The organism is Faecousia sp. (genome assembly GCF_048519415.1).
Lineage (GTDB): Bacteria > Bacillota > Clostridia > Oscillospirales > Oscillospiraceae > JAZOXB01.
In genome coordinates, this window is sequence record NZ_DBFZUT010000092.1 from 1 (window position 1) to 12,546 (window position 12,546).

The following is a 12,546-nucleotide window of genomic DNA, read 5'->3' on the forward strand; positions in this document are numbered from 1 at the left end:
TCTTCTTCGTGTCGGCGTTGGGGTAGATCTTTTTGATGTTTTTCAGCGTAACATTTGCCATGCTACCGGCTCTGATCCGGGAGCCTCCGCTTGCCCGGACCTCACATCGGCGCGCGAAGCGCGGATGCATTACGGCAGGTCTCCACACTGCCGCACCGCAAGCCTGCGGTGGGTGATTCCTCCTTATCCGGCGGTCCGCCGCTAACGGGGTGGAGTAGCGACGCCTACCTTAATACCATAAATTGTAGCATATCCTGCCGCGCTCTGCAATGCATTGAACCGCCAAAAAGTGGGCCCATAATTTGTGCACCATGACGAAAACGTTTAACATCCTGCAAAAAGTGCGGAAAAGATAGGAAATGGAGAGAATCAAGCAAGGAAAGAGGCCGGCACGGTGACGCACCGGCGGCTCGTACCGGGTTAACGAAAGCAGTGTGCGCCGCTACAGGCCCTGTCGGGCCGGCACACACAAAACCGGGGCACGTCTTGCGGCGTGTCCCGGTCCTATGCGCTTACTGCAGCGCGTACTTCTTTGTATAGGCGTGGTAGAGGTCGGTATAGTCCTTGCTGCCGCCCTCCTTGACCTCGGAGAGATACTCGTGCGTGTCGAAGCTGCCTGCACTCGTCTCGATGAGAGAGACGGCGATGTTCGAGCAGTGGTCGGACACGCGCTCGTAGTTCGTCAGCAGGTCATTGAGCACGAAGCCGTTCTGAATCGTGCACTTGCCGCTCTGCAGGCGCTCGACGTGCGTCGACTTGGCGGCGGAGATCAGGCAGTCGATGACCTGCTCCAGCGGCTCGACGTGGCGCGCCATTTCGAGGTTGTGCTCGCTGAAGGCGTCGATGGTCAGTTCCAGAATTTCCGTCAGAGCGTTCGTCAGGTTCTGCAGCTCCTTCACGGCATCCTCGGAGAAAACGATGTGCTTGTCGTGGATCTCCTCAGCCGTCTTGCGCAGGTTGACGGCATGGTCGCCCAGACGCTCGAAATCGCCGATGGTGTGCAGCATGTTCGAGACCTTCCGCGAGTCCGCGATAGACAGCGAGCGGCTCGAGAGCTTGACGAGGAAGGTGCCGAGCTTGTCCTCGTAGAGGTCCAGCTCGTCCTCGTGCTTCAGAATTTCGTCTGCCACCTTGACGTCGTAGCTCTGGCAGATATTGATGGCCGAGAGAATCGTCATGCGGGCGAGAGTCGCCATTTTGACCGTCATGTCGCTGGCCTCGCCGACGGCGATAGACGGCGTGCCGAGCAGGCGCTCGTCGAGGAAGGCGTAGGTCTCCTTCTTCTTGGAGGGGCGGATGACAAAATTGGCGAAGCGCTCGAGCTGCTTCGTGAACGGGCACAGCAGCGCCGTGGTGAAGAGGTTGAAGATCGTGTGCACGGCCGAGATGCCGACGGCGTTGATTGGCGTGGCCACAAAGGCGAAATGGAAGATGGCGTGCAGCCCATAGAACAGGCACAGGCACACCACCGTGCCGATGAGGTTGAACGTGATGTGCACGACGGCGACCTTGCGGGCGTTCTTGTTGACACCGATGGACGAGATGAGCGCCGTGACGCAGGTGCCGATGTTCTGGCCCATGATGATCGGGATAGCGACGCCATAGGAGATCTGGCCCGTGGCGGCCAGCGTCTGCAGGATGCCGACGGAGGCGGCGGAGGACTGGATCACACCCGTGACGACCGCGCCGACGAGCACGCCGAGCAGCGGGTTCTCAAACGCCGTCAGGATGCTCGTAAAGGCCGCGGAATCCTCCAGGCCGGAAACGGAGCTTCCCATGAGCGTCATGCCGTACATCAGAACGGCGAAGCCGACAAGAATTTTGCCGATGTCGCGCTTGCGGGGCTTTTTGCACATCATGATGAGCACAACGCCGATGAACGCGATGATCGGGGAGAAATTCTCCGGCTTGAGCAGCTGGATCCAGCCCGTGCCATTCACGCCGGACAGCGACAGGATCCACGGCGTGAGCGTCGTGCCGATGTTCGAGCCCATGATGACGCCGATTGTCTGCCCGAGCTGCATGATACCCGAGTTGACCAGGCCGACGAGCATGACCGTCATAGCGGACGAGGATTGGATGGCGATGGTGATGACCGCACCGAGCGCCATGCCCGCGAAGCGGTTCTTCGTCATCGTTTTGAGGGAGCGCTCCAGCGAGCCGCCTGCCAGCTTTCCCAGTCCGCCGGACATCACGTTCATGCCATAGAGGAAGAACGCAAGCCCGCCGAGCAGAGTGAAGACCTTCAGAAGCACTGTCATAGGGAAACTCTCTACTTTCTATCTGTATTCGGAAAGGTACGGCCCTACCGCACCAACTACACTATATCGCAGAAAACGGAGCACGTCAAGGCCCATTTTCCGGAATTCCGGATTCAGAGCTTCCTTAGAGCACAAAGCCGCCGTTCACCGGCAGGTTCTGCCCCGTGACAAACTCCGCCTCCGCAAGATAGACCATGGCCCGTGCCACGTCCTCCGGCGTGCCGTTTTTGCCGAGCGGGGCCTCCTGTGCCAGCTCCGCGAGCACCTCCGGCGCGACGTTTGCGACCATGTCCGTCAGGATGACGCCGGGCGAGACGCAGTTGACGCGGATGCCGGACGGCCCCAGCTCCTGTGCCAGCGCCTTCGTCAGGGCGAGCACCGCGCCCTTCGTGGCGGAGTAGCACGCCTCGCACGACGCGCCGACTTGCCCCCACATGGAAGAGACGTTGATGATGCAGCCGCTCTGCCTGCGCAGCATGGCGGGCAGGACGGCGTTCACGCAGTGGTAGATGCCGCCGACGTTCACGGCGAACAGCCGGTCCCACTGTGCCTGTGTGATCTGCGAGATAAGGCCGTAGTGGCAGATGCCCGCGTTGTTCACGAGCACGTCCGTCTCCGGCAGGCACGAAACGGCGTCCAGCACGGCCTGCGCGTCGGTAACGTCGCAGCGGACGGCCTCTGCGCCTGCCTCGGCCGAGACAGCGGCTGCCGCCGCGTCGTTTTTTTCATAGAAAAAGCTCACGGCATAGCCTGCGGCCGTAAAGGCGCGCACGGCGGCCGCGCCGATGCCCCGGCTGCCGCCGGTGATCAGGGCGTGACGCATGCGCTCGCCTCCTCTCCGTCCGGGATGCGGAACAGCCGCCGCGCGTTGGCAGCGGTCAGCACGCCCGCCTCCTCCGGGGTCAGGCCGCGCAGGGCCGCGATCTTTGCCGCAACGAGCGGCACATAGCGGCTGTCGTTGCGGCGGCCGCGGTACGGCTCCGGAGCCATATACGGGCAGTCCGTCTCGATCAGGATGCGGTCAAGCGGCAGGGCCTGCACGGCCTCGACGGCGCGGCGGGCGTTTTTAAACGTCACAACGCCGGTAAAGCCGATGTACCACCCGCGCTCGACGAGCCACAGCGCCATTTCCGGCGAGCCGGAGAAGCAGTGGAACACGCCAAAGGCCTTCGGATGGGCGCGCAGGATGTCCATGGCGTCGCCGTGGGCCTCGCGCTCGTGCACGATGACGGGGAGGTCCAGCTCCTCGGCCAGCGAAAGCTGCTTTTCAAAGGCCACGCGCTGCTGCGTGCGGGGCACGTCCTCATAATGATAGTCCAGCCCGATCTCGCCGATGGCGCGCACGCGCGGCGAGGCGCACAGGGCGCGGTAGCGGGCAAGCAGGGCGCCGTCCACATGATCGGCGTCGTCCGGGTGGCTGCCGACGGCGGCATAGAGGAACGGATACTGCTCCGCCAGCCGCACAGACCGCTCCGAGGACGGCAGGTCGCAGCCCACGTTCATCACCATGGTCACGCCGTGGTTTTTGAGATCGTCCAAAATGGCCGCGCGGTCGCCGTCAAAATGCGCGTCGTCCAGATGGGCGTGCGAATCAAAATACATGGGTCATTCCTCCTCCTGCGTCAGCGGGCGGCAGGTGAACAGCAGGATCTGCCGCGGCTCCTCCCGCAGCACGCGCAGGGCGGCGCGGGTGCGCGCGGGGTCAAAGTTCACGAGCGCGTCGTCGAGCACCATCGGCGCATCCGGCGGCAGCAGACGGCGGCACATGGCCAGCCGCAGCGCAAGATACATCTGATCCGCCGTGCCGCAGCTCATGGCGGCGGCGGGACGCATGACCTGCCCGTCCGCCTCGCGCACGGACAGATGCATGTCCGGCTCCAGCAGCACGCGGGGATACTTATTTTCTGTCAGCTCGGCAAGAATATGCCCCGCCTCGGCCGTGATCTGCGGTGAAAAACGTGCGCGGAGCGTCTCATCGGCGCGGCGCAGGGCCTCGGACGCCAGCTCCACGGCGGCGTTTGCCTCCTCGGCGTCGGCGATCCGGCGGTCGAGCTGCTCCAGCTCCGCCTCGATGCGCACGGCGTCTCCCTGCGCAGAAATTTGCCCGCGCTTGTGGGCCAGACGGGCGCGGAGCGAGGCCAGCGCCTCGTCGGCCTGCTCAAGGCGGCGGCCGATCTCGGCGGGATCATAGCGCAGCGCCTCCTCGTCCGGCGCAGCATCGGTGGGCGCGTCGCCGACGATGTCTGCCATTGCCCCGATCTGCCGGTGCAGGGACTCAAGCTCGCGGTTCGCGGCCGCGGCGGCCTCCTGCGTCTGCCGGGCCTCCTGCAGCGCGCTGCGGGCCGCGGAGAGTCCCTGTGTGCCGGGCGCAAAGCGGGCGACCGCGCCGATACGATCGTTCAGCTCCGCCTGCCGGGCCGTCACGGCCTTCTCCAGCAGCCGCTGCTGCCGTTCCGCAGCCTGCCGGGCCTGCTGCCACTGCGTGCGGGCCTCTCCCTGCCGGGCGGCAAGCCCGGAGAGCGCGGCGGGATCGTCCGTTCCGAACGGCCGGAGCAGGTCCTCGGCCTGTTCGGCGGCCCGCTCGGCCTGCACGGCCTTCCTCCGCAGCAGGACCAGCGAGAGGACGACGGCGGCAAGCCCAGCTCCGGCGACGCCAAGGCCGATAGGCAGCGAAACAAAGCACAGCCCCGCGCCCGCCAGCACTGCGGCGGCGCACGGCAGCAGGATCGGGAGTTTTTTCGGCACGCGGACGGCGTGGAGCACGTTCCACTGCACCTGTACGTCCCGCGCGCGCCGCTCGGCCTCGTCCGGGCCGCAGCCAGCAAAGCCGGGCAGGTCCTCAGGCTTTTCCGGCAGCTTCACGCCGATGGCGGCGTCGAGCTGGGCCGTCTGCAGGCGCTCGGCGGCGTCCTCCAGACCGCGGACCAGGAGCTGCAGCATCTGCTCATCCGGAAGCCCCGCAGTCTGCTCCGCCAGCGCAGCGCAGCGGGCGGCAAGTGCCGTTTCGCGCTCCTGCAGCTCCGTCAGACCGGCGCGGCGGCGGGCAGCCTGCGCCCGCTCGATACGGGCGCGAAGGTCCTGCAGGCGGCTGCGCGCGGCCTCGGCCCCGGCGCAGGCGGCGCTCAAGTCCATGGCCTCTGCCTGTGCGGCGCGCAGGGCGGAAAGCTGTGCCTGCAGCTCGTCCCGCCGGGCCTGCAGCCGGGGCAGCAGACCGGTGCGGTAGGTATATTTGTTCTTCAGGTCGCGCAGCTTCTTCTCCAGCGCGGAGGCCGACGGGCCTTCCTCGCCGGTGGTGACAAGGGCGCTCAGCCGCTGCTCGAGCTGGGCGTCGCTCGAAACGGCCATGCCGAGCTGCCGCACGAAGGCCGTTCGCTCGAACACGCTCCGCTCCGCGCCGCACAGCATGCGGCCGCAGTTCTCGGCCGTCAGCTCCGGCACGGGTGTGCCGCTCTCCGTCTCATAGGCGCGGAACACGCCCATGGGCGTCCTGCCCTGCGAGCGCCGCTCGATCGTGACGGCGCGGCCGTTCCAGATCAGATCGATCGCGCCCTCCATGGAGCTGCCGTCCCACGGACGGTAGCGCTCCTTGGCGGGCAGATTCTGGTTTTCCCGCGTGGCGCGCTCACGCGTGTCGATGCCATAGAGCATCGCCAGCAGGAAGGCGCTCCACGTCGATTTCCCGGCTTCGTTCGGCAGGCACAGCTCGTTGAGCCCCTCATGCAGGGTCAGCGTGCCGTGCAGCTTGCCGAAGTTTGCCCGTAATTGCAGCAGGATCACAGCGGCACCTCCCGTCCGTCCATCAGGGCAAGGCCGAGCCGCGCAGCGCGCGCGACGACCTGCCTCCTTTCGTCTGTTTCTGCGTCCTCAAACTGCGCGTGCAGTCCGTCGAGGAAGTGACCGCGCAGTGTGTCCTCGCCGCAGGCCTCCCAAAGGTCCTGCTTCGGCCGCGTGCGGTCGCGCAGGTCCAGACTGAAAAACTGCGGCTCCAGCGCCGCCTGCAGGGCGGCAAGATCGACGGGGGCTGCCTCACCCGTCAGCTCGATGCGGCAGCAGCTGCCCTCGAGCTCCGGCGTCAGGGCAGCGCGGACGGCGGCAAGCGCATCCTCTCCGGCCGGGACGGAAAGACGCTCATAGCGCCGCGCCCCGCAGGGCACGAATTCCGTGCGGCAGGCGCCCTTTTCGGCCGAAACGAGCAGGGCTCCCTTCTCGCCGCATTCGTCGAACCCCCGTCCCATCAGGCAGCCGGGCCACGCGCACAGCGTGCCGCCGTCGCGCCGCTCGCCGCGGCGGTGGATGTGGCCAAGGGCGGCATAATCCAGCCCGGAGGCCGCCAGCGCGGCGGGGGAGACGGGATTATAGGGCGAGGTCGGGTTCTCGGCGTCGCCGTGCAGGACGAGAATATTCAGACGTGAAGGGTCCGCGGCGCGGAAGCCGTCCAGCATGGCGGGCATCTCCGCGCGCAGGAAGCCCGCGCCGTAGATGTCGAGCTCCGGCAGGCTGATGCGCTCCGGCTCCGCCGAGCGGAAGATATGGACGTTTTCGGGCCAACCGTTTTCCAGGTACGGCGAGCCGGGCAGCAGCGCATCATGGTTGCCGGGCGCGATAAAAACGGGGCAGCGGCAGGCCGCCAGCGCGGCCCGGAGCGCCTCGAGCGTGTCACGGTAGACACGGGCGCTGTCAAACAGGTCGCCCGCCAGCAGCACGGCCGCGCAGCCCTCGGACAGCGCGGTCAGCCGCTCGAGCACGAGCCTCTGCTCGGCGCGGCGCTGGGCGGCCTTCTCCGGCGGCAGGGCCGAAAAGGCGGAATCAAGATGCAGATCCGCCGCATGCAGCAGCTTAACCATGGATATCCACCCTCCTGACGGCCGTGCAGCGGCCGGTAGCGTCGTCGATCGTAAACAGGCAGGCCTCGAGCTTGCACGGGCCGGGCGCGGGCTCATAGCGGCTGGGAAGATCGCCCCGGAAGCGCCGGATGGACAGCTCCGGCCGGATGCCGAGCACGGAATCGCGCGGGCCGGTCATGCCGAGGTCCGTCACATAGCCCGTGCCCTGCGGCAGGATCATCGTGTCCGCCGTCGGCACATGGGTGTGCGTGCCCCAGACGGCGCTGACCTGCCCGTCGAGCATCCGGCCCATGGCCAGCTTTTCCGACGTGGCCTCGGCGTGCAGCTCCACAAGGATGAGCTTTGTCTGAATTTTGCGCAGGATGCGCTCGACGAGCTGGAAGGGGTTGTCCGGCGTGTAGTCCATGCCGCACCGGCCGATGAGGTCGATGACGGCCACGTCGCCGAACGGTGTTTCAAACACGCCCCAGCCGCGGCCGGGCTGCTGCTGCGGCAGGTTCGCCGGGCGCAGCACCTCGCGCGACCGCTCAAGATAGGGCACGAGCTCGCGCCTGCCCCAGGTGTGGTTCCCCATGGTGATGACGTCGGCCCCGGCGCTCAGCAGCTCCTCCGCCTGCGCGGGCAGCATGCCCAGCACGGCGGCGTTCTCACCGTTCACAACGCAGAAATCGACCGACAGCTCCCGGCGCAGCCGCGGGAGCGCCGCCTTGCAATATTTGACACCGGCGGGCGCGACCACATCGCCGACCGCCAGAATGTTTCGTTCCATCGCAGGATCTCCTTTCCGGACATTGTCCTCAGCTTGTCAAAAAAGTCCTTTCGGACTTTTCGCCAAGCTGAGGCCTTTCCGAATTGCAAAATCAAATTTTGCAGCATGATTTTGCAATTCTGCCGCTGCGGCGGGGGATCAAACGCGAAAGGACACCCTGACGGTTTCCTTTCCCACGTTCCTTCCCTCCGTAACTTTCAGCTGAGCGTTATTTTGACAATCTGTGTTCCTCCTTTTCTATTATATCGAAAAACGCCGCAAAGCACAACCGGAAAACGGAAAGTCGTGCCGGACGCACGCGTCTTGTAGGGGAGGGGACAGCCGGGCCCGGCGCTGCACCTGCGTAAGAAACAGGCTGTCAGTAAAACAGTGAATGCCGAAGGTTTGTCATTGCGAGGAGGCCGCAGGCCGACGCGGCAATCTCGGGAAGGCACTCACGATTTCGCCGATGGCTTTCCTGTTATCCAACTTGGTGCTGCGAGATTGCCACGTCGCTTCGCTCCTCGCAATGACACGTCAGGGAAGCGCGAGGTGCACCAGCGCCCTCCTGCGGTTAAATGTCCCTGTACAAGGCGGTCACTCCCCGTAAAGGGGACGCCGCATCCGTAAGGCGGCAAAGCCGCCAACGGCTGCGCAGTGACCGCCGCTACAGACGCAATCGGTGCATTCCTTTTTATCGGCAGCTCGTTCGTTTCGATGGCCTCTACTGAGATCGCCGCGGGCAAATGCCCAAACCGGGCGTCCGGGGCGGGAGAATTTTGAAATTTGTCACAAATTTTTCATTTTTTCCTCTTGACTTTCTTCCGGAAATGGGTATTATATAGGGTGTTAGCACTCAGACGAATTGAGTGCTAAACCCCAAACCCGTAATCAAAGATGGGAGACCATCAGACATCATATTGGAGGTTAGCATCATGAAACTGGTACCCCTTGCAGATCGTGTTCTGCTCAAGCCTGTGGAAGCCATGGAGACCACCGCTTCCGGCATTATCCTCTCCACCGCTACGAAGGAAAAGCCCGTTGTTTCCGAAGTCGTGGCAGTCGGCCCCGGCGGCGTCGTGGACGGAAACGAGGTCAAGATGGTCGTGAAGCCCGGCGACAAGGTCGTCGTCGCGAAGTATGCTGGCACCGAGGTCAAGGTCGAGGATGTGGAGTATTCCATCGTCCGCCAGTCCGAGATCCTCGCGATTGTAGAATAATTCAGGAGGCTTAAAATATCATGGCAAAAATGATTGAATTCGGCGAAGACGCCCGCAAGAAGCTGCAGTCCGGCATTGACCAGCTCGCAGATACCGTCAAGGTCACCCTCGGTCCGAAGGGCCGCAACGTTGTCCTGGCGAAGAAATATGGTTCCCCGCTCATCACGAACGACGGCGTGACGATCGCCAAGGAAGTCGAGCTCGAGGATCCGTTTGAGAACATGGGTGCTCAGCTCGTCCGTGAAGTCGCTACGAAGACGAACGACGTCGCAGGCGACGGCACCACCACCGCCACCCTGCTGGCACAGGCCATCATCCGCGAGGGCCTGAAGAACGTCAGCGCCGGTGCGAACCCCATGGTCATGCGCAAGGGCATGCAGAAGGCCGTTGACGCCGCCATCGAGGCCATCAAGGCCAACTCGCAGGCCGTGAACGGCAGCGCAGACATCGCCCGTGTCGGCACCGTCTCCTCCGGCGACGAGGAGATCGGCAAGCTGATCGCCGAGGCCATGGAGAAGGTCACGGCCGCCGGCGTCATCACCATTGAAGAGTCCAAGACCGCCGAGACCGGCCTCGACGTTGTCGAAGGCATGCAGTTCGACCGCGGCTATATCTCCCCGTATATGGTCACCGACACCGACAAGATGGAAGCTGTTGTCGATGATCCGTACCTGCTCATCACCGATAAGAAGATCTCCTCCATTCAGGACATCCTGCCCGTTCTGGAGCAGATCGTCAAGGCGGGCCAGAAGCTCGTCATCATCGCCGAGGACGTCGAGGGCGATGCGCTGTCCACCCTGCTCGTCAACCGTCTGCGCGGCAGCTTCAACTGCGTCTGCGTCAAGGCGCCCGGCTTCGGCGATCGCCGCAAGGAAATGCTCCGCGATATCGCCATCCTGACCGGCGGCACCTACTTCGCAAACGAGCTGAACATGAACCTGCAGGAGGCTCAGCTCTCCGATCTCGGCCGTGCCCGCCAGATCAAGGTCAACAAGGACACCACCGTTATCGTCGACGGCTGCGGCAATTCCGAGGAGATCCAGAACCGCATCCACGAGATCAAGGCCGCCATCGGCGTGACCACGTCCGAGTACGACCGTGAGAAGCTGCAGGAGCGTCTTGCCAAGCTGTCCGGCGGCGTCGCCGTCATCCGTGTCGGCGCACAGACCGAGACTGCCATGAAGGAGCAGAAGCTCCGCGTCGAGGACGCCCTGAACGCCACGCGCGCTGCTGTGGAGGAAGGCATCGTCGCCGGCGGCGGCACCGCGTTCGTCAACGCCATCCCCGCTGTCGAGAAGCTCGTTGCCAAGCTGTCCGGCGATGAGAAGACCGGCGCGTCCATCATCGTCAAGGCGCTGCAGGCTCCTGTCCGCCAGATTGCCGAGAACGCCGGTGTCGACGGCTCCGTCGTCTTCGAGAAGATCAAGAACAGCCGCAAGGTCGGCTTCGGCTACAACGCCTACAACGCCACCTACTGCGACATGATCCCCGCCGGTATCGTCGATCCGACGAAGGTCACCCGTACCGCGCTCGAGAACGCAGCGTCCATCGGCGCCTGCGTCCTGACGACTGAGTCCATCGTGGCCGACAAGCCCGATCCCGCAGCCGACGCCGCAGCAGCTGCCGCAGCCAATGCAGGCGGCATGGGCGGCATGTATTGATCCGCACCAACAGAACAACGATATCCCGGACGGTTCGCCGTCCGGGATTCTTTTATGTGGGCCATTGTAGGGGAGCGGCACTTACGACCCGTACCGGTTATCGAAAAATGGTGAGAACCGATTGCGTCCGTAGCGGCGGCCAGTGGCCGCCTTGCAGGCTGGCAACATGTGTCGTATTGATTCTATGGCGCAAGGCTTTCAGGTTTGTCATTGCGAGGGCGCTTCGCGCCCGTGGCAATCTCGCAGTACCCGGTTGGATGACAGGGCGGTTCCGGCGAATACGGTAACTTTACGTGGCGGGATGTCGAGGACGCCGTCCCCTACAAGGCGCGTGTGTTCGGCGAAAATACTCGGAAATTTGTGAGTGCCAATGGCGCTCGCTGAGCGCCGCTACAGACGCAATCGGTGCATACCGTTTTAACGGCGGCCGATACGGACTGGTAGTGCCTTCCCGAGATTGCACCCCAAGGGCACTTCCTCGCGCTTCGCGCTCAGGGCGCCACGTCGGCTGCGCCTCCTCGCAATAATTCGGAATACGAAAACCGATGCGAACTTAGGGGATACCCCCCAAGTCACCCCCCAAGTTAAAATCATTGCATTCTGCTCGGAACCCCGCAGCAAAGCAGAAATCGCCAACTATTGTGGCTTCAAAGATATCAAGCATTTCACCGCACGCTATCTGAAGCCCCTGCTGGAAAGTGGTCAGCTGCGGATGACTGCCCCTGATAAGCCGAATAGCTCAAAGCAGAAGTACATTACGGTGCAGCCGTCACAATAAAATGACCGCCGGTCTTCTGTGGGGGAAGACCGGCGGCATTTTGTGGGCATTTGCGTGGGGGAGAGCGATTCAGAAATGAGAGTTATCGGAAACACCGGGCCGGGGGGCGCGGTGCAGCCTTCTGACTTACTTCAGGTCCTCGCCGTAGTAGTACTTCTTCAGCGGGAAGTACAGGGCGACGGCGGCGACCGTCGTGATGATCATTTCGGGGATCATGTAGCTGGCGTTGTAGGCAAGGGACCACAGCGGGGAAGCCCAGCCCAGCTCGTTCGGCCACAGGGCCTCCCAGATGATCCAGCCGGACACGAAGTGGCAGGCCAGACGCAGCAGCGTGGCGAACACACTGCCGACGGCGATGGACACGGGGCGGTTCTTGATGCACTTGTCAAAGATGCCGGCAAGGCCGATGACGCCGAACGCGACGACATAGTCCAGCAGGATGATGGCAAGCACTTCCCAGAAATTGCGGCCGTACATAACGTTCTTCATGCCGAGGAACATCTGCAGCACGCCGTAGACAAGAGCGGAGCAGATGCCCCACTTCGTGCCGTGGCGGTGGCAGATCAGGACGAGCGGAAGCATGCTGCACACGGTGATGCCGCCGCCGAGGGCCCAGGGGCCGGAGAACTCAAACAGGCTGAGAACGGTGCCGATGGCGATGAGCACGGCGCACTCCACAAGGCGGCGCAGGCCCAGACGGCGAGAGGGAACGGACATAGAGGATTCCTCCAAAACAAAAATTCCGCGCTGCAAACCGTTCTTGGAAAGCAGTGCGGAAGACCTCTTTCCCTACGACGGCATGATCCGTGTCAGGTTTGCGGGTCAGGGCGTGACTTCGCCCAATCTCAGCCGGAAGCATCCGACCCCCCGAAGAAGGATTTGTTTTGCGGTGAATTCAGTATAACCGAAAAGGAATCGTTTGTCAAGAGCGGAAAAATATGGTACAATTAGGGAACCTCTGAATAAATCGGCTGCGGCGCTCAGCGGGTCTTTCGCCCCAACTTATCGGTTTGAAAATCTTGAAATACACAAAG

At 63.5% G+C, this 12,546-nt stretch carries 10 protein-coding genes and 1 riboswitch; of the genes, 3 read left to right on the forward strand and 7 right to left on the reverse strand.

The window, feature by feature from the left end; translation table 11 throughout:
• Positions 1-512 precede the first annotated feature (512 nt).
• From ACMKFF_RS09405 to ACMKFF_RS09430, 6 genes are all read right to left on the reverse strand, one after another.
• The gene (locus ACMKFF_RS09405) at positions 513-2,261 is read right to left on the reverse strand and encodes a Na/Pi cotransporter family protein (protein WP_418468388.1); all 1,749 of its coding nucleotides are present in this window, start codon (positions 2,259-2,261) and stop codon (positions 513-515) included.
• 124 nt (positions 2,262-2,385) lie between these two features.
• On the reverse strand, positions 2,386-3,084 hold the full coding sequence (locus ACMKFF_RS09410) for an SDR family oxidoreductase (RefSeq protein ID WP_418488087.1): 699 nt from the start codon (positions 3,082-3,084) through the stop codon (positions 2,386-2,388).
• Complete coding sequence (locus tag ACMKFF_RS09415) at positions 3,069-3,863, reverse strand: TatD family hydrolase (RefSeq protein WP_419496769.1); 795 nt, start codon at positions 3,861-3,863, stop codon at positions 3,069-3,071. Before ACMKFF_RS09415 ends, ACMKFF_RS09410 begins: the two co-directional genes overlap by 16 nt.
• A 3-nt stretch (positions 3,864-3,866) precedes the next feature.
• Positions 3,867-6,038, reverse strand: a complete 2,172-nt coding sequence (locus ACMKFF_RS09420) for an ATP-binding protein (protein WP_419496770.1) — start codon at positions 6,036-6,038, stop codon at positions 3,867-3,869.
• On the reverse strand, positions 6,035-7,105 hold the full coding sequence (locus ACMKFF_RS09425) for a metallophosphoesterase family protein (protein ID WP_419496771.1): 1,071 nt from the start codon (positions 7,103-7,105) through the stop codon (positions 6,035-6,037). Before ACMKFF_RS09425 ends, ACMKFF_RS09420 begins: the two co-directional genes overlap by 4 nt.
• A complete protein-coding gene (locus tag ACMKFF_RS09430) occupies positions 7,098-7,874 on the reverse strand; it encodes a TIGR00282 family metallophosphoesterase (protein ID WP_367927864.1) in 777 nt (258 codons plus the stop codon). The genes ACMKFF_RS09425 and ACMKFF_RS09430 overlap by 8 nt, the downstream gene beginning before the upstream one ends.
• A 914-nt stretch (positions 7,875-8,788) precedes the next feature.
• Between ACMKFF_RS09430 and ACMKFF_RS09435 the strand changes: the two genes are divergently transcribed.
• The 3 genes from ACMKFF_RS09435 to ACMKFF_RS09445 all read left to right on the forward strand — a co-directional run bounded on the left by ACMKFF_RS09435 (position 8,789) and on the right by ACMKFF_RS09445 (position 11,512).
• Positions 8,789-9,073 carry a co-chaperone GroES gene (locus ACMKFF_RS09435; protein ID WP_349134803.1) on the forward strand — a complete coding sequence of 95 codons (285 nt, stop codon included), beginning with the start codon at positions 8,789-8,791 and terminating at the stop codon, positions 9,071-9,073.
• A gap of 20 nt (positions 9,074-9,093) precedes the next feature.
• On the forward strand, positions 9,094-10,734 hold the full coding sequence (groL, locus tag ACMKFF_RS09440; RefSeq protein WP_418468391.1) for a chaperonin GroEL: 1,641 nt from the start codon (positions 9,094-9,096) through the stop codon (positions 10,732-10,734).
• Positions 10,735-11,191: 457 nt separating this feature from the next.
• Complete coding sequence (locus ACMKFF_RS09445; protein ID WP_419496772.1) at positions 11,192-11,512, forward strand: Fic family protein; 321 nt, start codon at positions 11,192-11,194, stop codon at positions 11,510-11,512.
• 126 nt (positions 11,513-11,638) lie between these two features.
• Here ACMKFF_RS09445 and ACMKFF_RS09450 read toward each other — a convergent pair whose 3' ends face one another.
• Positions 11,639-12,229, reverse strand: a complete 591-nt coding sequence (locus ACMKFF_RS09450; RefSeq protein ID WP_419496773.1) for an energy-coupled thiamine transporter ThiT — start codon at positions 12,227-12,229, stop codon at positions 11,639-11,641.
• Positions 12,230-12,281: 52 nt separating this feature from the next.
• Positions 12,282-12,392, reverse strand: a riboswitch (TPP riboswitch).
• Positions 12,393-12,546: the final 154 nt, after the last annotated feature.

Coding starts and splice junctions, on each gene's coding strand:
- ACMKFF_RS09405 (WP_418468388.1), bottom strand. CDS start 2,261: ATGACAGTGCTTCTGAAGGTCTTCACTCTGCTCGGCGGGCTTGCGTTC.
- ACMKFF_RS09410 (WP_418488087.1), bottom strand. CDS start 3,084: ATGCGTCACGCCCTGATCACCGGCGGCAGCCGGGGCATCGGCGCGGCC.
- ACMKFF_RS09415 (WP_419496769.1), bottom strand. CDS start 3,863: ATGTATTTTGATTCGCACGCCCATCTGGACGACGCGCATTTTGACGGC.
- ACMKFF_RS09425 (WP_419496771.1), bottom strand. CDS start 7,105: ATGGTTAAGCTGCTGCATGCGGCGGATCTGCATCTTGATTCCGCCTTT.
- ACMKFF_RS09430 (WP_367927864.1), bottom strand. CDS start 7,874: ATGGAACGAAACATTCTGGCGGTCGGCGATGTGGTCGCGCCCGCCGGT.
- ACMKFF_RS09435 (WP_349134803.1), top strand. CDS start 8,789: ATGAAACTGGTACCCCTTGCAGATCGTGTTCTGCTCAAGCCTGTGGAA.
- groL (WP_418468391.1), top strand. CDS start 9,094: ATGGCAAAAATGATTGAATTCGGCGAAGACGCCCGCAAGAAGCTGCAG.
- ACMKFF_RS09450 (WP_419496773.1), bottom strand. CDS start 12,229: ATGTCCGTTCCCTCTCGCCGTCTGGGCCTGCGCCGCCTTGTGGAGTGC.